This is a genomic window from Insulibacter thermoxylanivorax (assembly GCF_015472005.1).
Classification (GTDB): domain Bacteria; phylum Bacillota; class Bacilli; order Paenibacillales; family DA-C8; genus Insulibacter; species Insulibacter thermoxylanivorax.
Window position 1 is genome coordinate 69,124 of sequence record NZ_BMAQ01000033.1, and the last position, 18,962, is coordinate 88,085.

At 56.3% G+C, this 18,962-nt stretch carries 15 protein-coding genes and 1 other annotated feature; of the genes, 14 read left to right on the forward strand and 1 reads right to left on the reverse strand.

The genetic code is table 11. The features are described from left to right. Window positions 1-172: 172 nt before the first annotated feature. The 11 genes from speD to PRECH8_RS11780 all read left to right on the forward strand — a co-directional run bounded on the left by speD (window position 173) and on the right by PRECH8_RS11780 (window position 12,549). Window positions 173-574, forward strand: coding sequence for an adenosylmethionine decarboxylase (gene speD / locus PRECH8_RS11730; RefSeq protein ID WP_200967291.1), 402 nt, complete (start codon window positions 173-175; stop codon window positions 572-574). A 208-nt stretch (window positions 575-782) separates the two neighbouring features. Continuing rightward, window positions 783-1,313, forward strand: a complete 531-nt coding sequence (locus PRECH8_RS11735; RefSeq protein ID WP_200967292.1) for a hypothetical protein — start codon at window positions 783-785, stop codon at window positions 1,311-1,313. Window positions 1,314-1,507: 194 nt separating this feature from the next. Continuing rightward, complete coding sequence (hemA, locus tag PRECH8_RS11740) at window positions 1,508-2,911, forward strand: glutamyl-tRNA reductase (protein WP_200967323.1); 1,404 nt, start codon at window positions 1,508-1,510, stop codon at window positions 2,909-2,911. Window positions 2,912-3,147: 236 nt separating this feature from the next. Further along, window positions 3,148-3,885, forward strand: a complete 738-nt coding sequence (locus tag PRECH8_RS11745; RefSeq protein ID WP_242457559.1) for a precorrin-2 dehydrogenase/sirohydrochlorin ferrochelatase family protein — start codon at window positions 3,148-3,150, stop codon at window positions 3,883-3,885. A gap of 6 nt (window positions 3,886-3,891) precedes the next feature. Beyond that, window positions 3,892-4,836 carry a hydroxymethylbilane synthase gene (gene hemC / locus PRECH8_RS11750; protein WP_200967293.1) on the forward strand — a complete coding sequence of 315 codons (945 nt, stop codon included), beginning with the start codon at window positions 3,892-3,894 and terminating at the stop codon, window positions 4,834-4,836. Window positions 4,837-4,838: 2 nt separating this feature from the next. Continuing rightward, complete coding sequence (gene cobA / locus PRECH8_RS11755) at window positions 4,839-6,380, forward strand: uroporphyrinogen-III C-methyltransferase (protein ID WP_200967325.1); 1,542 nt, start codon at window positions 4,839-4,841, stop codon at window positions 6,378-6,380. A gap of 92 nt (window positions 6,381-6,472) precedes the next feature. Beyond that, window positions 6,473-7,471 (forward strand): porphobilinogen synthase, encoded by a 999-nt coding sequence (gene hemB, locus PRECH8_RS11760; RefSeq protein ID WP_200967294.1) that lies wholly within the window; start codon window positions 6,473-6,475, stop codon window positions 7,469-7,471. Between the two features lie 75 nt (window positions 7,472-7,546). Beyond that, entirely contained in the window at window positions 7,547-8,860 is a 1,314-nt protein-coding gene (gene hemL / locus PRECH8_RS11765; RefSeq protein ID WP_200967295.1) for a glutamate-1-semialdehyde 2,1-aminomutase, read from the forward strand. Window positions 8,861-8,940: 80 nt separating this feature from the next. Beyond that, window positions 8,941-10,002: a uroporphyrinogen decarboxylase gene (gene hemE, locus PRECH8_RS11770; RefSeq protein WP_200967296.1), complete on the forward strand. Its 1,062-nt coding sequence runs from the start codon at window positions 8,941-8,943 to the stop codon at window positions 10,000-10,002. Window positions 10,003-10,045: 43 nt separating this feature from the next. Next, complete coding sequence (gene hemH, locus PRECH8_RS11775; RefSeq protein WP_200967297.1) at window positions 10,046-10,990, forward strand: ferrochelatase; 945 nt, start codon at window positions 10,046-10,048, stop codon at window positions 10,988-10,990. 158 nt (window positions 10,991-11,148) lie between these two features. After that, entirely contained in the window at window positions 11,149-12,549 is a 1,401-nt protein-coding gene (locus PRECH8_RS11780) for a LysM peptidoglycan-binding domain-containing protein (RefSeq protein ID WP_200967298.1), read from the forward strand. Between the two features lie 59 nt (window positions 12,550-12,608). Here PRECH8_RS11780 and PRECH8_RS11785 read toward each other — a convergent pair whose 3' ends face one another. Beyond that, window positions 12,609-12,773 (reverse strand): YszA family small membrane protein, encoded by a 165-nt coding sequence (locus PRECH8_RS11785; protein ID WP_200967299.1) that lies wholly within the window; start codon window positions 12,771-12,773, stop codon window positions 12,609-12,611. Window positions 12,774-12,987: 214 nt separating this feature from the next. Next, window positions 12,988-13,205 (forward strand) — a binding site (T-box leader). Window positions 13,206-13,260: 55 nt separating this feature from the next. On the opposite strand from PRECH8_RS11785, the gene PRECH8_RS11790 reads away from it, so the two are divergent. From PRECH8_RS11790 to murC, 3 genes are all read left to right on the forward strand, one after another. After that, window positions 13,261-15,945: a valine--tRNA ligase gene (locus tag PRECH8_RS11790; protein WP_200967300.1), complete on the forward strand. Its 2,685-nt coding sequence runs from the start codon at window positions 13,261-13,263 to the stop codon at window positions 15,943-15,945. A 212-nt stretch (window positions 15,946-16,157) separates the two neighbouring features. Beyond that, window positions 16,158-17,507, forward strand: coding sequence for a bifunctional folylpolyglutamate synthase/dihydrofolate synthase (locus tag PRECH8_RS11795; protein WP_242457560.1), 1,350 nt, complete (start codon window positions 16,158-16,160; stop codon window positions 17,505-17,507). A 6-nt stretch (window positions 17,508-17,513) separates the two neighbouring features. After that, window positions 17,514-18,908 (forward strand): UDP-N-acetylmuramate--L-alanine ligase, encoded by a 1,395-nt coding sequence (gene murC, locus PRECH8_RS11800; protein ID WP_200967302.1) that lies wholly within the window; start codon window positions 17,514-17,516, stop codon window positions 18,906-18,908. The last annotated feature ends 54 nt before the right edge of the window (window positions 18,909-18,962 follow it).

An 18,962-nucleotide genomic window follows, 5' to 3' on the forward strand; every position in this document is an offset into this window, starting at 1 on the left:
ACTATTGCATTTCTGTGCGATAGATGTTATTTTTAATGCTGTTGGCAAATAGGAACCAGGATTCACTCAGGAAATAGGGTGTTGCGAGAGATTATTCCCTCGAGAAGTGAATGACGTAGGTCCTAGCGGATGAAATTCCAAACATTTTATTCCTAGGAAGGGGGAACCGAAGGTGGAATACTCAACTTTCGGAAGGCATGTCGCTGTTGATGCTTGGGGCGTTCCATTTGACAAGCTGAACGATCCCGAATGGCTGCAAGCACAGTTGGTTGAAGCTGCAGAAGCTTCAGGCGCTACGGTACTATCCGTACAAGCAAGACAATTCGAACCACAAGGCGCTTCGGTGCTTGTGATGTTGTCGGAAAGTCATCTCTCCATCCATACGTATCCTGAGAAAGGATTTGCAGCGATCGATTGCTATACCTGCGGGGAAACGGTGGATCCGCAAGTCGCTGTCGATCATCTGGTCGCCGTGCTGAAACCCAGCAAGACCTATGCGAAGAAGCTGGTTCGCGGATTAGGCGAGATCACGGTAGAAGAACCTGACATGCAGAAGGTGGAATTGATTAAGTAACACGCATCTTACACGAAGGGTCATGGACAGAATACAATCAGGCTGTTGATGGTTGTCCCAAGGACGATCGCGGCAGCCTTTTTCTATTATGTACGGGATAATCGGAAACAGCTTGGACAAGCAGGCAGAAGAATGTCCGCCGCGGATCCCCCATACAATGTCCATATATGCATGTACGAGACAATCCGGACAAGAGGAGGACAACGGTATGTTAAGCAGAAAACGTGCCGGGCGCATCTTCATATGGACGATTCCGCTGCTGCTGGCGGTGCTGGGGGTATACCAACTGGTCGATCTCTATGCGGGCAAAGCAGCTCACCAGAACGCATCGCGGATGCTGTTCGAAGCGGCTAATTTTCAGATCGAGATGATGTCGCGGTTCATGAGTGAAGCGAAGGGAGTCAGAACCAGCGGGCAGCTGAATTCCTTGAAGAACGCCGTATATTCGGCCGCCTATGTGCATGATCGGTTTGCAAACAGTTTTCCAGCGGGACAGGTCGATCGCCTGGAATCCTTGGATGAGCTTTTGCAGTATGTGCTGCATCTGCAGATCGGCGGGGATCGACCGCTGAAGGAAGAAGAGCGGGAGATTCTGCTGGAAGCAGAGCCGCTGCTGGCTGAACTGGCAGGGGTTTACGCGGGGCTGATGACGGAGCAGGGCAAGTTGAACCGATATGAACGGGGACTCCTGCGGGATCTGGATGACCGCTTGTTACATGTGCTCAAAGCCCGCCGATGATGTATAACGTTGGAAAAGCAGGTGAACGATAGAGATGTTGTCGTTCATCGCTTTGCCACATTGTTCGTCATACAATATTCACTTTTATCTATAAGTTGTTATGCTATAATAGGTTTCGTAATAAATTAAACTAATTCTAAAGTAGACTTGCAACGAATTTATCAATGATATACATCACAAGGCGGGTGAGCCCATTGCACACGATCGTCGTCGGGTTGAATTATCGTACGGCGCCGGTGGAGATCCGTGAAAAGTTTGCAGTCACGGAAGAGAAGTTAGCCGAGGCGCTGCAACAATTGAAACAATCGAAGAACATACAGGAATGCGTCATTGTGGCAACCTGTAACCGGACGGAGGTCTATGCGGTGGTCAGCCGTTTGCACATATGCGCCCATGATATCCGCACTTTCTTAGAGGAATGGTTCAGCATCCCGGGCAAGGAATTCGCGAAGTATCTCTATATATATGAAGACCGCGATGCTGTGAAGCATCTGCTGCGCGTGACCTGCGGACTGGATTCGATGGTGATCGGCGAGACGCAGATCCTGGGGCAGGTGCGGGAAGCGTTCTTCGCCGCCCAGAGACTGGGGATGACGAGCAAGATCTTCAATCACCTCTTCCAGCAGGCGCTCGCCTTCGCCAAACGCGCCCATACGCAGACAGCGATCGGAGAACAAGCGGTATCGATCAGCTATGCTGCCGTTGAATTAGGGAAGAAGATCATGGGCAGCTTCACGGACAAAACGGTGTTGATCCTCGGCGCCGGTAAGATGGGAGAACTGACGGGCAAGCACCTGGCGGCAGCCGGAGCGAAGAAGATCATCGTCGCCAACCGCACTCTTGAACGCGCCCAGGAACTCGCCGCCAAATTCTCAGCGGAGAGCTGCCTTATGGAGGAGATCACCGAACGCATCGCGGAGACCGATATCCTGATCTGCTCTACCGGCGCCCAGAAGTGGGTACTGACGAAGGAACAGCTCTCCGGGGCTATGCCGCTTAGGGAGGAGCGTCCGCTCTTCATGATCGATATCTCCGTGCCCCGCAATCTGGATCCTGCCATCGCTGAGCTGACCAACGTGCACCTCTATGATATCGATGACCTGGAGGGCATCGTTGAGGACAACCTCGAGCAGCGCCGCCGGGAAGCGGAGAAGATCGAAGCGATGATCGAGCGCGAGATCAGCGAACACGAATACTGGTTTAAGACCTTGCATGTCGGGCCGGTCATTCGCGCGCTGCAGGACAAGTCCCGATCAATCCATGATGAGACGCTGCAGAGCCTGTACAACAAACTCCCTGAACTCGATGACAGGCAGCGCAAGGTGATTCATAAGCTGACGAGAAGCATCGTGAACCAGATGCTGCAAGATCCCATCACACGGCTCAAAGAACTGGCGGCAGAAGAGGAAGGCGATGAAGCGGTGGAGATCTTCACAAGGATCTTCGCCCTCGAAGACCGGCTGGACGATCGTAAGCAGGATAGCAGAAGGCGCGGGGAGACCGGCTGTGCGGACCGCCCGCTGTCCCCAGCCAAGAAGCAGGGGGACAGTCAGGCAGAGATCGCTTATCCCTTTGAGGAAATGCTGGCGGGATCATAATTAGCTGCAGCTTGCGACCAGGCAGATCATCATCTCAACTCACGCCCTGAGCCAGCTGAGGAAGGTTTTCGATAGAACCCTGAGGGGCGTCTATCGAAACGCCGCAGCAGCCCAGGGCGATTGTATATGAAGCAGGCAGCGGGCATACCGTTGATGCAGTACCCGGTACAAGTAACCGGTTAGTTGAAGATGGCGGATGATGCGATGAGAGGCAGGGAAGGGGCATGAGTATGAGCATGAGTATGAGCATGTATTCGATCAGCTTGCGCATACGCGGCAGGAGGTGCTGTGTCATCGGCGGCGGACGAGTCGCTGAGCGCAAGGTGGAAGGGCTGCTTAAGGCCGGCGGGGAGGTCCTCGTCATCAGCCCCGAGCTTACAGCACGGCTTAGGGAATGGCATGCCAGAGGGAAGATCGAAGTACGGCTGCGCCCCTACTGCGAAGGCGATCTGCAGGGCGCTGTCCTTGTCTTTGCCGCGACGGATGATCCTGCGGTGAATGCAGCTGTTTGTGCTGAGGCGGAGCAGCGAGGAATCTGGGTGAACGACGCCGCTGATCCGCAGCGCTCTACCTTCCACGTACCAGCCGTGCTGCGCCGCGGAGGGCTTCAGATCGCGGTCTCAACTTCCGGTGCAGGACCGCTGTTAGCTCGTAAGATCCGAGATGAGCTGGCAGAGCAGTATGATGAGGGATATGAGGATTTTGTCCGGCTGCTTGCGCAGCTTCGGCAAAGGCTGAAGGAGCTGGATCTGGATGAGCATATCAGGCACGCATCGTATAAGAGATGGATCGCCGACCGCCGGCGTCTGATCGACTGGCTGAAAGAGCGGGATATGGGCAGAGAACCGGAAGGGGAGCTGCAAGATCTGGTCCAGGAATTGCTGGAACAGATGCTGGCGGCGCCGCTTCCCGAGCGCACCCATGGGGCTTCGGGAGCGGAAGCTGAACAGCAGCAAGAAGAGAGCAGGAGGTGATCAGCGATGAGGAAGATCGTCGTGGGCTCTAGACAGAGCTCGCTGGCTCTGACACAGACGCAGCAGGTCATCGAACATCTGCAGCGTATCTGCGAAGATGAAGGGATCGAGGCGGAGTTTGAGATCAAGAAGATCGTCACGAAGGGGGATCGCATCCTCGATGTCACCTTGTCGAAGGTCGGGGGCAAGGGATTATTCGTGAAGGAGATCGAACAGGCGATGCTAAACGGCGAGATCGATATCGCCGTACACAGCATGAAGGATATGCCGTCTGAGCTTCCGGAAGGGCTCGTCATCGGTGCGGTGCCGGTGCGGGAGGATCCGCGGGATTGTCTCGTTGCGCGGGATGGTCTGACCTTCGCGGAGCTGCCGCAGCAGGCGAAAGTGGGGACAAGCAGTCTGCGCCGCAGTTCGCAGCTGCTTTCCGCGCGTCCGGATCTTCGCATCGAATGGATTCGCGGCAATATCGACACACGCCTCCGCAAACTTGAGGAAGAAGGCTTCGATGCGATCGTCCTGGCTGCCGCCGGCCTGAGACGCATGGGCTGGGAATCGCGCATCAGCGATATCCTCTCGCCGGAGAACTGCATTCCGGCTGTAGGACAAGGTGCCCTCGGTCTTGAATGCCGCGAGGATGATGAGGAGGTGCGCAGGCTGCTCAGCTTATACAATGATCGAGCGACGGAACTCGCTGTCACCGCTGAGCGGGCATTCCTGCGCCGGCTGAACGGCGGGTGCCAGATCCCGCTCGGCGCCTATGCGGAGATCGTCGGCGAGGAGAAAGGCCAGCCGATCTTAAAGCTGATCAGCATGGTCGGCACACGGGACGGCAACAGGCTGTTGAAGTGCGAACGCATGGGCAGCGACCCGCAGCAGCTCGGACTGGAGGCAGCGGAACAGCTGATCGCACAAGGTGCGGATGAGATTTTGCATGAAGTTAGGGGATCATGAGAGTGAGAGGGAAGGTCTATCTAGTGGGGGCAGGACCGGGGGATCCGCAGCTGATCACACTGAAGGCCCTGGAAGTCCTGCGGCAAGCGGATGTCGTCATCTACGACAGACTGGTGAGTCCGAATCTGCTCCTGCAGGTGAAAGAATCGGCGGAGCGGATCTATGCGGGCAAGAAGAAAAATAAACACACTCTGAAACAAGAGGAAATCAATCAACTGCTCGTCGACCACGCGCTGCAGGGCAAGGTTGTCGTCCGGCTTAAGGGCGGCGATCCGATGGTCTTCGGCCGCGGCGGTGAAGAGGCGGAAGTTTTGGCGGAGCACGGCATCGATTATGAGATCGTGCCGGGGATCAGCTCGATCTATGCGGTGCCCGCTTATGCCGGCATCCCCGTCACCCATCGTGATTACGCCTCATCTTTCTATGTCGTCACGGGCCATGAGAGCCCCGAGAAGCTGAAGTCTGCGATTCACTGGGAGTTCCTGGCTCATGCGGCGGATACGCTGATCTTCCTGATGGGCGTCTCCCGTTTGGACGTGATCTGTGAGCAGCTGATGAGGCACGGTCGCAGCCCTGATACGCCCGTCGCCTTGATCCGCTGGGGGACAAGAGCGGAACAACGGACGCTGATCGGCACCCTGGGGGATATCGTACAGCGTGCTCGGGAAGCCAAGTTTCTGCCGCCGGCAATCATCGTCGTCGGGGATGTGGTCCGGCTGCGAGATAAGCTGCTCTGGGCGGAGAAACGGCCGCTCTTCGGCAAGCGCATCCTGGTGACGAGGTCCCGCACTCAGGCCAGCGAACTGGCGAAGCGGATCGAAGAACTCGGAGGCGAAGCCGTGACCTTTCCCGTCCTGCAATTTGCCCCGATTCGTGATGAAGCGCGGCTTCAAGTGCTGGATGAGGCGATTGCATCCCTCGCGGCATACGATTGGCTCGTCTTCACCAGCGTAAACGGTGTAGAGTATTTCTTCAGACGCGTGCGCGAGAAACGGCAGGATATCCGGCAGATCCGCGGCCGGATCGCCGCCGTCGGGCCGAGGACGGCGGAGGCGCTGCTGGGTTACGGGCTGGTCGCCGAGGAACTGCCGGATCTGTATCAAGCGGAAGGTTTGGCCGAATTGCTGCTGCAGAAGCTGCAGCCTGGGGAGCGGGTCCTCATCCCCCGCTCCTCAATCGCGCGGGATTATCTGCCTGAAACGCTGCGAGCCGCGGGATATGAAGCGGATGCCGTTGATGTATATGATAATCTTCCCATGGCAAGCCACACCGATTGGATCGTCGATATGCTGCGCATGGGAGATCTGCACGTCATCACCTTCGCCAGCTCTTCTTCGGTGCATTATTTTATCGAGGCTTTACGTCAGCATGGCGTGAAGGATCCCAGTGAACTAGCAAACCGCTGCCAGATCGCCTGCATCGGACCGCTGACAGAAGCAGCGGCCAAGGAACACGGTCTTCATGTCAGCGTGACAGCGCGGGAAGCGACCATTGAATCCCTCGTCGTGGCCTTATGTGAATGGCAGGAAGACAGGTTGGAGTAACTGCGGAATCGCCGGAACTTGAATGTTGATAAGATGAATTCATCGCTTACTTCATTACATATCTTCAGTATTTGGAAAGGTGTGAGGACAGGATGGGGTTTCCTGCAGTAAGAATGCGCCGCCTTCGCTCCAGCAGCGCATTGCGCAGTTTGGTACGCGAGACGGATCTGCGTGTGGATGATCTGATCTACCCGTTGTTTGTCGTCGAAGGGACGGGCGTGAAGCATCCGATTCCCTCGATGCCCGGTGTCTATCACTATTCCCTGGATCTCTTAGAGGATGAATTGCAGGAGGCGTACGATGCAGGGATTCGTGCGGTGCTGCTATTCGGGGTGCCGGATCACAAGGACAGCGTCGGTTCATCGGCTTATGATGAGCAAGGGATCGTGCAGCGGGCGGCGCGGATGATCAAGGAGCACTTCCCCGATCTGCTGGTCATCGCCGACACTTGTTTGTGCCAGTACACGGATCACGGTCACTGCGGCATCGTGGCGCCAGCTGCAGACGGTCGCTCCGCCGTTATCGACAATGATCGCTCCCTGGAGCTGCTCGCGCAGACGGCGGTCTCGCAGGCGAAGGCGGGGGCGGATATCATCGCGCCATCCAACATGATGGACGGCTTCGTGCAAGCGATTCGTGCAGCGCTGGACCGTGAAGGGTACACCCATGTGCCGATCATGTCCTATTCGGTGAAGTATGCTTCAGCCTTCTACGGCCCGTTTCGCGATGCGGCCCATTCGGCGCCGCAGTTCGGCGACCGCAAGACGTACCAGATGGATCCGGCGAACTTGCGGGAAGCGCTGCGCGAGGCCGATGCGGATGTTCAGGAAGGGACGGATTTCCTCATGGTGAAGCCGGCGCTTGCCTACTTGGACGTGCTTCGGGAGTTGAGAGAGCGTCATCAGCTGCCCCTCGTCGCTTACAACGTCAGCGCTGAATATTCTATGGTGAAGGCTGCTGCGATGCAGGGATGGCTTGATGAGCGGCAGATCGTGCTCGAGATGCTGCTCGGTATGAAGCGGGCGGGCGCCGATCTGATCATCACGTATCATGCGAAGGATGCGGCGAAGTGGCTGCGGGAAGAGGCGTAACCGCTGCAGCTGCTCGGCATCCGGGTTTGAATGAACCCAGCAAACGAACGAATAACCAATAAGGTGGGATTGAACATGGCGAATCACAAAGGACGCATCAGCACTCGTTCTGCCGAAGCCTTCGCGGAAGCGAAGAAGGTGCTGCCCGGAGGCGTGAACAGCCCTGTGCGCGCTTTTAAATCCGTGGGACTGACGCCGGTGTTTGTCGAACGCGGCGAGGGGGCGATCATCCATGACATCGACGGCAATGTGTTCATCGACTATGTCATGTCATGGGGCCCCTTGATCTTGGGCCATGCCCATCCGGAGGTCGTTGCCAGCATTCAGCGCACGGCTGCCAGCGGGACAAGCTTCGGCGCGCCGACGCTGATCGAGACGGAGATGGCCAAGCTCGTATGTGAGCGTGTGCCGTCGATCGAGGTGGTGCGCATGGTGAACTCGGGCACGGAAGCGACGATGAGCGCGCTGCGTCTGGCAAGGGGCTACACGAAGCGCAACAAGATCCTCAAGTTCGAAGGCAGCTATCACGGCGCTTCTGACTCCTTGCTGATCAAGGCGGGGTCCGGCGTGGCCACATTGGGTTTGCCTGACAGCCCGGGTGTGCCCGAGAGCACGGCGGTTAATACGATCACGGTGCCGTACAACGATCTGGAGGCGGTGAAGCTGGCTTTCGAACGTTTCGGAGAGGACATCGCCTGCATCATCGTCGAGCCGATCGCCGGCAATATGGGCGTGGTGCCGCCGCAGCCGGGTTTCCTGGAAGGGCTGAGGGAGATCACGAAGCGATACGGCAGTCTGCTCATCTTCGATGAAGTGATGACAGGATTCCGGGTCGGTTTGAACAGCGCACAGGGCTTGTACGGCGTGATGCCGGACTTGACCTGTCTCGGCAAGGTCATCGGCGGCGGACTTCCCGTCGGCGCCTACGGCGGCCGCCGCGAGATCATGGAACACGTGGCGCCGAGCGGTCCGATCTATCAAGCGGGCACCCTTTCGGGCAATCCCCTGGCGATGGCAGCGGGATACACGACCTTAAAACTGCTTGGCGAGCCGGGAGTCTATGAGGAACTCGAGCGCAAGGCGGCGCGGCTGGAGGAGGGCTTTAGAGCCAACGCCGAAGAATTCGGCATCCCCTGCACGATCAACCGCGTCGGCTCGATGGTCTGTCCGTTCTTCACCGATCAGCCGGTGGTCGATTATGATTCGGCGCGCACCTCCGATCTGGAGATGTTCGCAAGGTATTTCGGCCATATGCTTGATCTTGGCATCAATCTTGCTCCATCTCAGTTCGAGGGGATGTTCGTGTCCACGGCTCACACCGATGAACACATCGAGCGAACGATCGAGGCCCATCGCGAAGCCATGGGCCGTCTAGCGTCGGGATCGTAAACCAGCTTAAGGGCGCGGCGTGCCGACATACGGCTTAAGGCACCGCCGCACGGTTTCTTAACGTGAGGGAGGTTGGGGAGATGCAAACCCATTCATCATTCAACGATACTTTCTTGCGTGCCTGCCGCCGCGAGAAGGTGAGCTATACACCGGTATGGTATATGCGTCAGGCAGGGCGTTATGATCCGGACTATCGCAAGATCAAGGAGCGGTATTCCCTGTTGGAGATCTGCCGCCAGCCGGAACTGGCCGCCGAGGTGACGATGATGCCGGTGCATAAGCTCGGCGTCGATGCGGCGATTCTCTATTCCGATATCATGAATCCGGTGGCATCCCTGGGCGTGACATTCGATATCGTGCCCAATGTCGGACCTGTGATCGAGCAGCCGATTCGCACAGCGAAGGATATAGAGCGTCTGAAACCCTTCGACGCCGAAGGGGATCTGTCCCATATCTTGGAGACGATCCGCATCCTGGACCGGGAGCTTAAGGTGCCGCTCATCACCTTCGCCGGTGCCCCCTTCACCCTCGCCAGCTATCTGATCGAGGGACGGCCTTCGAGGAATTATCTTCATACGAAGCAGATGATGTACCGTACGCCTGAGCTTTGGTTCTCCTTGATGGAGAAGCTGGGCGAGATGGTCAGCGCGTACCTGCGCGCGCAGATCGAGGCCGGGGCGAAGGCGGTGCAGTTGTTCGACAGCTGGGCCGGCGCGCTCGCGCCATGGGATTATGAACGCTATGTGCTGCCTGTGATCAAGCGGATCTTCACTTCGCTTCGCGATCTGCCGCAGCCGAAGATCTATTATCCCGGCGTGGCCTCCGGTGAGCTTCTGCCGTTCCTTCAGGATCTTGAGATCGATGTGATCGGATTGGACTGGCGCGTTTCGATTGCAGAGGGCAGGAGAAGGACGGGCGGCGCCTATGCCGTGCAGGGCAATCTCGATCCCATCCTGGTGAATGCTCCCTTCGAGGTGCTTCGCGAAGCAGCGGAGGGGATCATCGAACAGGGACTTGCGGCAAACGGGCATATCTTTAATCTCGGCCATGGGCTGTTCCCGGAGGCTTCCCTGGACTCCCTGCGTCGTTTGACGGAGCATGTGCATGAGTATTCTGCCCGCATACTCAGCGGTTCAGAATAACCGGCAGTTTGTTTACATTGGTTTTAAGGAAGAGAGGGTGTCTATGAAGAAGAAAATCGCGGTGTTGGTGATGTCATATGGAACCCCGGAGAGCATGGATCAGATCGAGGCCTATTATACGCACATTCGCCGCGGCCGGCCGCCGTCAGCGGAGGAGCTGCAGGAGCTGACAGAGCGTTATGAAACCATCGTAGGCGGTGTATTCCCCTTGCGAGAGCATACGAACAAGCAGGTGGCTGAGCTGCAGCGGGCACTGGATTCCCTGGATGACGGCTGTGAGTACGTCTGCTTCCAAGGATTGAAACATGCGAGCCCCTTCATCGAAGACGGGGTGCAGCGCATCGCCGATGCGAGCATTCATGAAGCCGTCGGGGTCGTCCTTGCGCCTCATTATTCCGTGATGAGCGTCGGCTCTTATATCCAGCGGGCTGCTGAGAAGGCGGAGGGACTGGGAATCCGCATGCGGTTTGTGAAGAGCTATCATACCCGTCCCGAGCTGATCGAAGCTTATACGGAGCGGATCTCGGAAAGTCTGGAGCAGTTCGAAGGAGGGAAGACCGGGGTCCATGTGCTGTTCACCGCACACAGCCTGCCTGAGAGGATCTTGGAGATGAATGACCCGTATGTCGATCAGCTGCTTATGACCTCGCGTCTCATCGCTGATCATGCGGGCATCTCCCGCTGGCAGTTCGCTTGGCAGAGCGCCGGCCGCACGGCGGATCCGTGGCTCGGGCCGGACATCCTCGATGTCATGACGGATCTGCAGAAGCAAGGAGTGAAGGAGATCCTCGCTTGTCCGATCGGCTTCGTGTCCGACCATCTGGAGATCCTGTATGACCTGGATATCGAAGCAAAGCAGCATGCGGCGAAGCTGGGCATTCACTTCGAGCGGGTGCGCTCTTTGAACCAAGACCCCCAATACATCAAGCTGCTGCGGGATCTCGTTGTCGAGCTGAAGGACCGGCCCCCTGGTTCGTATGAGATGTAATCGACGGGTTCGAAGATCAGACAGCAAAAAAACAAAAAAGTTAGGCATGGTCCTCCTTGTTCACCCATATATATAGATTGAACCGTCACAGACCGGCTGAGCGTACACATGCAGTTGACCGGTATAGGGATTATGAAAGGTGAAGGGAGGCCAGACCCGTGTCTGAACAACCGAAAGGACTCAGGTTTGATATCTATGAACGGCTGACGCTGTCCGAAGATGCAGCGGGAATCGGTGAATTGGAGGATATAGAGCTTCTGCCGCGCATTACGATGCAAACCCATGATGACCAAGCTGTGTTAAGCGGAGATCTCCTGCTGACGGGTACATATGCAGGGCTCGGGGAGCACAGCGGGTCTCAGCCGTTAAGCCATCGCATCCCCGTAGAGATCACATTGCCGCTCAAACGGATCAAACGCATGGATCAGATCGGCATCGAGATCGAGAACTTCGATGTCGAAGTGATCTCTGACAGAAGCTTGAATATTATCGGCGTTATCTCTTTGAATGGGATCGATACTTCTGCAGAGCAGACCTGGCAAACCTCCGGCGAAGCGATCTTGGTGTATGATGCGTCATCTCCGCATGCGGGGCCAGAGCACGGCGCTGGAGCGGAACAGTCGACGCTGGAAGCTGCTTCTACGGCTTCTGGATCGAGATTGGATCCGCTTGATGCGGCCGCACCAGGCCGCCTGAAGACTCCGCAAGCAGCTGCGCCGGCTGCAGCGGGCGACGGCACAACTGCTGAAGGCGCCGGAGAGGAGAAGCAGCAGGCGTTCCTTCATGGCACGGAGGAAGGACGCGTCGAGAAACCCGCCAAACCCGTCGAGGAACTGAAGGAAACCAAGCCTGCCGCGCCCAAGGAAGTGATCGAGGAGAAGGTGAAGGAGCCGGCAAAGGCGGAAGCGAAGGAGGAGAAGGGCAAGGCTGAGCATGAGGTTGTGCAGGAGATGAAGGAAGAGAAGGCAGAGCCGCAGGTGGAGGCAAAGGCTGATAATCAGGCTGACTTGAAGTTTGATGCGAAGTCCGATATGAAGACGAAGGATGAAGCGGATCTTATCTCGCCGCAAGACCAACAAGCTCTGGATGCGGAACACAAGACGAGTGCAGAGCTGCTGGGAGAACCGGCGGAGAAAGAGGGTCACTCCGAAGATCTTATGAAGAGGGAAGAGCAGCAGGAGATGAAGATCGCTTTCGGCAGCAACAAGCAAGGTGCGGATACTTGGGCGGACTCCGTACAAGGCGTGAAATCCCTGCTCCAGTCTGCGCCGGAAGAAGCGCAAGCACAGGCCCAAGCAGCTGCCGAGCAAGCAGAAGAACCTGTAACAGCGGAGGAACCGCGGGACAATGCGGTCAAGTGGAAGAATCTCCTGCTCTCGTCGGAACAGGACGAACAGCCCTTCAGCAAGGTGCGGATGTGCATCGTGCAGAAAGAAGAGACGCTGGATATGATCGCCTCGCGGTATTCTCTAAATCCGAAGGAGATCGTGCTCTATAATCGCCTCGATTCCGATCGGGTATATGAAGGCCAAGTTATCTATATTCCCACTTACGGGTAACCGTTGGGAAGCATGGTGCCCTAGCACTGAAGAGCGGCTGGGGCATTTTTGCGTGCTGGTTAATATACTTCCATAAGGAATCCTACGTAGACGAGGAACAGCAGGAATAAGAGCAGCACATCGAAGGGCGTCGGAAAGATCAACGTGCGAATGAATTGCAGGATGATTAAGGGAAAACACACGGTCTTCACCGTATAGCGGATGCGAAACCAGAACTTCTGCAACGAGTCCACCTCCTACAGAATGTTAGATTTGCCGAGCGAAGGGTTACGAACATCGGCAGACCGACCCATGCAACATGATGCATGCGAAGGAAAAAAGATCCTTCTATAGCTTATGAGGGACGGAAGAATGGTTATGCTAATTATTGACTAGGCTGATAAAGGCGGGTATCATATTGTTGATGAAAGGCTTATAAGATTCGACAGATCCATATCGCCAAAGATGTTGAACGGGAGTAGTAAGCGGCGAACCCAACCAGAGAGCGGAACCATGATGCTGAGAGGTTCCGTTGGATTGTAACCGCTGAAGTCGCCCGGGAGTCGCTGCTGCCAGCCGGTCCATACAGCCGTTATCTGTAAGAGTGCCGCGTGCCTGTGTTTTCTAAGGTGCGCGGAACAAAGGTGGTACCGCGGAAGTGTCCTTTCGTCCTTTGTGACGGAAGGTTTTTGTATTTTAATAGGGTATTCACATAGGGAGGTTGCTTAAGCGATGGAACTCAATGACCAAGCGAAACAGGACCAAGCGGTTTCGATGCCGACGACCTACAATCCGCACGATGCGGAGGCCAAATGGTATAAATTCTGGATGGACAATGAATTCTTCACCGCTGGAAGGCGCAAGGACGCGCCTAAGTACTCTGTAGTCATTCCGCCGCCGAACGTCACGGGGATGCTGCACATTGGACATGCGCTGGACTTCACGCTGCAGGATATCCTGGTGCGGATGAAGCGCATGCAGGGATATGATACCCTGTGGCTGCCCGGCACCGACCATGCGGGGATTGCCACGCAGACGAGGGTGGAACAGAAGCTGCGTGAAGAACAGGGGTTGAGCCGTTATGATCTCGGCCGTGAGAAATTCCTCGAGCAGGTATGGGCCTGGAAGGAGCAGTATGCGGATACCATCCGCCAGCAATGGGCGAAGATGGGGCTTTCGCTGGATTACTCGCGGGAGCGGTTTACGCTGGATGAGGGTCTGTCGCGGGCCGTGCGCGAAGTATTCGTCCGCTTGTATGAGAAAGGCCTCATCTACCGGGGCAAGTACATCATCAACTGGGACCCGGCTGCACGCACGGCGCTGTCGGATATTGAGGTCGAATACAAGGAAGTCCAAGGTCGTCTCTATCATCTTGAATATCCGCTGAAGGACGGCTCCGGCAAGATCACCGTGGCGACGACAAGGCCGGAGACGATGCTGGGAGATACGGCGGTAGCGGTGCACCCGGAGGATCCCCGATATAAGGATCTGATCGGCAAGACGCTGATCCTGCCGATCGTCGACCGTGAGATTCCGATCATCGCTGATGAGTATGTGGACCCCGAGTTCGGAAGCGGCGCGGTGAAGATCACCCCGGCCCATGATCCGAACGACTTCGAAGTGGGCTTGCGCCACAACCTGCCGCAGGTGTTGGTGATGGATGAGAGCGGCAAGATGAACGAGAACGCCGGCCGCTATCAAGGCATGGACCGCTTCGAATGCCGCAAACAGCTGGTGAAAGACCTGGAAAAGCAGGGCGTTCTGATCAAGATCGAAGAACATGTTCACCAAGTTGGCCATAGCGAGCGGACCGGAGTCGTGGTAGAGCCCTATCTGTCCACGCAATGGTTCGTTAAGATGAAACCGCTGGCGAAGGCAGCGATCGAAGCCCAGCATTCGGGACGCGGCGTCAAGTTCGTGCCGGAGCGCTTCGAGAAGATCTACCTGAACTGGATCGAGAACGTCCGCGACTGGTGTATCTCGCGTCAGCTGTGGTGGGGGCATCGCATCCCGGCATGGCACTGCGAAGACTGCGGCGAAGTAACCGTATCGCGTGAAGATGTGACCGCCTGCAGCCATTGCGGATCCAACCAAGTCCGTCAGGATGAGGACGTGCTGGACACCTGGTTCAGCTCTGCCCTGTGGCCGTTCTCGACGATGGGCTGGCCGGAGGATACGGAGGATCTGCAGCGTTATTACCCGACGGATGTCCTCGTAACCGGATATGACATCATCTATTTCTGGGTAGCGCGCATGATCTTCACAGCGCTGGAATTCACCGAAGAGATTCCGTTCAAGGATGTGCTGATCCACGGCTTGGTGCGGGACGCGGAAGGCCGCAAGATGTCCAAGTCCCTCGGCAACGGCGTCGATCCGCTGGAAGTCATCGAGAAGTACGGCGCTGATGCCATGCGCTTCATGCTTTCGACGGGCCTCACGCCGGGACAGGACCTGCGTTTCCGCTGGGAGCGGGTGGAGCAAGCGCGCAACTTCGCGAATAAGATCTGGAACGCTTCGCGCTTTGCGCTGATGAATCTGCAAGGGTTCCGCGCATCCGACATCGATCTGAGCGGACCGCTCAGCACAGCGGATCAGTGGATCCTGCATCGCCTGAATGAGACGATACGCGATGTCACCCGTCTGATGGATCAGTACGACTTCGGTGAAGTCGGCCGCTTGTTATATAATTTCATCTGGGATGACCTGTGCGATTGGTATATCGAGTTTTCGAAGTTAAGCCTCTATGGGCACGATGAACAGGCGAAGAAAACCACGCAGTCGGTGCTTGCTTATGTGCTTGACCAGACGCTGCGCCTCCTGCATCCGTTCATGCCGTTCTTGACGGAGGAGATCTGGCAGCATCTGCCCCATGAAGGGGTGACGATCACCCTTGCGCCTTGGCCGCAGGTCGATGAGTCCCGCGAAGCGCCGGAAGCGGTCAAACAGATGGAACTGCTGATGAACGTGATTCGCGCCGTGCGCAATATTCGCGCTGAAGTCAACGTACCGATGAGCAAGAAGGTGGATCTGATCATCAAACCTGTTGATGAAGCAACGCTGTCCATCCTGCAGCAGAACACGGTCTACATCGAGCGCTTCTGCGGCACATCGTCTCTTGTCATGGATATGCAGGCAGCGCATCCTGAGCAGGCGATGACGGCGGTGGTCAGCGGTGCAGAACTTTTCTTGCCGCTGGCAGGGCTGATCGATATTTCCCAGGAAATCGAACGCCTGGAGAAGGAGTTGGCGGTGCTCAACTATGAGGTGGAGCGCGTCGAGAAGAAATTGGCCAACGAAGGGTTCGTCAAGAAGGCGCCTGCGAAGATTGTCGAAGAAGAAAGGAATAAGATGCAGGACTATATGGCCAAGAGAGACCTCGTCCTGGAGCGGATTGAGGAACTCAAGCGCCTACAATAATATCAAGAATATCAAGACAGGATCCCACGTGATCCTATCGATTAATAAGATTCACGGAGCCGGAGAGTGCGCCTGGGATTCGATGGTCTCGCCTCCTCCCTTGTCCGCTCGCCCGGCTCCGGATCTCAGCCCGCAATGATGCTGATGATCTCGTTCTTACAGCTGCCCAATCATATACGGGGCAACATCATATAGTAAAGAAGGTAATGAAGATGAGCTTTCGTACCTATGAAGAAGCCGTACAATGGATCACGGAATTGCGTGCAAACGGCATCAAACCAGGTCTAAAGCGAATGGAATATTTCATGAAAACCTTCGACCATCCGGAACGGCGGCTTAAATATATCCATGTTGCTGGAACGAATGGAAAGGGTTCCACCTGCGCGATGATCGGTCAGGTGCTGCGCAGGGCCGGATATGATGTAGGGACCTTCACCTCCCCCTATATCGAGAAATTCACCGAACGCATCACGTTTAACGGGGAGCCGATCTCCGAGGAAGATGTGCTCCGCTTAAGCAATCGCATCAAGCCGGTGGCGGATGAGATCGGTGCGACGGAACTCGGGTATCCGACGATGTTTGAAATCTGTGTCACCATGGCGATACTGTATTTTGCAGAGGTGACGTATCCTTACTACGTCGTATGGGAAACAGGGCTCGGGGGGAGATTGGACAGCACGAATATCGTCGTTCCTCTCGTCTCCGTCATCACGAACATCGGGATGGACCATACCGATTTGCTCGGCGATACGATCGAGAAGATCGCAGCGGAGAAGGCGGGCATCATCAAACCGGGCGTTCCCGTCGTGACCACGGCCGAGCAGCCGGAAGCGCTGCATGTGATTGAAGAGACGGCTGCAGAGCGCAAGTCAGCGCTGTACCGTTATAAACAGCACTTTGACTATGTTCTGAGCCGGCGGGAAGACGGCACGAAGGCGATGGACTTCGTCGGTCCCTTCCGCGAATACGGGGACCTCAGGATCTCGCTTCAAGGAGATCATCAGTTCAAAAATGCTGCAGCCGCTGTGATGACCCTCGAGGTGCTGCGTCAATATTATGCCTTGATCCTCGAAGAGGAGGATCTTAAGGCTGCGCTGACGGAAGTAGAGTGGCCGGGCAGATTGGAGGAAGTCAGCCGGAAGCCGCGGATCATCGTGGACGGAGCTCACAATCCAGAGGGAGCTGGCGTGCTTGCTGACGCCTTGCGAGAGTCATATTCTTACGAACGTCTGCATATCATGGCGGGGATGCTGAGTAAGAAGCATCACCGGGAGTACTTCGAACATATACTTCCATTAGCGGATACCTTGATCATCACTCAGCCTGACTTCCGGCAGCCGATGGATGCAGCAGAACTGAGTGAATTGATCTCCAAGATGAAACAAGATCTGGCGCTCGATCGGCCGGAATTGGTGATAGAACCTGACTGGCAGCAGGCAGTGAAGAAGCTGCGTCAGCTGACGGGACCAGATGATCTTGCAGTCGTCACCGGATCGTTGTATCTCGTTGCAGATGTTCGTTCCATGCTTTTAAATCAATCTCATTCTGAAAAAGGTTGGTGAAGCGGTTTGAACACCCAGGAGCACGTCCACTTTATCGGGATCGGCGGTTATGGCATGAGCGCCATCGCCCGCGTGTTGTTGGAGATGGGATATCGGGTCAGCGGTTCGGATGAAGTGCGTCAGGAACTAACGGAGAAATTAGCCGCCAGAGGCGCCAGAGTATACATCGGACATCAGGCAGAACATGTCAAAGGGGCTGATCTCGTCGTCTATTCTTCGGCGCTGCCGAAGGATAACGTGGAGATGGTGGCAGCGGAGAAGCTGAACATCCCGATCATCCACCGCTCGCAGATGCTGGCTCGCTTGTTAAATGCCCGCAAAGGAATCGCCGTGGCCGGTGCTCATGGGAAAACAACCACATCTTCGATGATCGCCCTGGTGATGGAAGCCTGCGGAACGGATCCGACCTATATCATCGGCGGCGAGATCCTAAATGTCGGCAGCAATGCCAAGGCAGGCAATGGTGAATATGTGGTCGCAGAAGCGGATGAAAGCGACGGCTCCTTCCTCCAATACCATCCGATCCTCGGCATCGTAACGAACATCGAAGCGGATCATCTGGAGAACTACGGCGGGAGCTTCGAGAATCTCAAGCGAGCTTACGCCCAATTCCTGAGCCAGGTGAAAGAAGGAGGCAAGGCCATTCTCTGCGCGGATGATGTGTATCTGCGCGAGATGCTGCCGAAGCTGAAGACGCCGGTCATCACCTACGGCATCGATCATGAAGCGGACTATATGGCGCGGGATATCAAGCTCGGAGACCGGTACATCTCCTTCACCGTGGTTGAACGTGGACAAGAACTGGGGCATCTTGAGCTCAATGTACCTGGCCGGCACAATGTGCTGAATGCCTTAGCCACGTTGATTACCTGCCTCGAATCAGGACTAAGCTTTGCCCAGGTGAAGGAAGCGATCAAACAGTTCCGCGGGGCGAAGCGCCGCTTCCAGGTGCTCGGAGAAGTGAACGACATCCTCGTCATCGACGACTATGCCCATCATCCGACGGAGATCGAAGCGACGATCATGGCAGCCAAATCCACCGGCAAACGGATCGTCGCCGTCTTCCAGCCGCAGCGGTATTCGCGTACCTTCTTCCTGCTCGATTCCTTCAGCCGCGCATTCCCGGAGGCCGATGAGGTGGTGCTGACGGATATCTATTCACCTGTTGGAGAAGAGCAGATCGAAGGCGTCAGCGCTGCTAAGCTGGCGGAGATGATTCGCGCCAACAGCAATCCGAATGTGCGCTACTTCCCGGCCAAGGAGGATGTGCTTGCCTATCTGCGCAGCAGCGTACATCCCGGGGATCTCGTGCTGACGATGGGCGCGGGGGACATCTGGAAAGTAGCTGACGCCTTCGTCAAAGAATTGCAGCAGCGGGACCGCGAGGGAATCCAGCAATAGTGCGGCTTGTGTGTGTTAGGTCAACGTGATCACGGTTCGTGTCATCATGAGAAA

Excerpts from the sequence above, each read along its gene's own strand:
- hemH (WP_200967297.1), top strand. The coding sequence starts at position 10,046 with ATGAAGAAGAAAATCGCGGTGTTGGTGATGTCATATGGAACCCCGGAG.
- PRECH8_RS11745 (WP_242457559.1), top strand. The coding sequence starts at position 3,148 with ATGAGTATGAGCATGTATTCGATCAGCTTGCGCATACGCGGCAGGAGG.
- hemE (WP_200967296.1), top strand. The coding sequence starts at position 8,941 with ATGCAAACCCATTCATCATTCAACGATACTTTCTTGCGTGCCTGCCGC.
- PRECH8_RS11790 (WP_200967300.1), top strand. The coding sequence starts at position 13,261 with ATGGAACTCAATGACCAAGCGAAACAGGACCAAGCGGTTTCGATGCCG.
- hemC (WP_200967293.1), top strand. The coding sequence starts at position 3,892 with ATGAGGAAGATCGTCGTGGGCTCTAGACAGAGCTCGCTGGCTCTGACA.
- hemB (WP_200967294.1), top strand. The coding sequence starts at position 6,473 with ATGGGGTTTCCTGCAGTAAGAATGCGCCGCCTTCGCTCCAGCAGCGCA.
- hemL (WP_200967295.1), top strand. The coding sequence starts at position 7,547 with ATGGCGAATCACAAAGGACGCATCAGCACTCGTTCTGCCGAAGCCTTC.
- PRECH8_RS11735 (WP_200967292.1), top strand. The coding sequence starts at position 783 with ATGTTAAGCAGAAAACGTGCCGGGCGCATCTTCATATGGACGATTCCG.
- PRECH8_RS11795 (WP_242457560.1), top strand. The coding sequence starts at position 16,158 with ATGAGCTTTCGTACCTATGAAGAAGCCGTACAATGGATCACGGAATTG.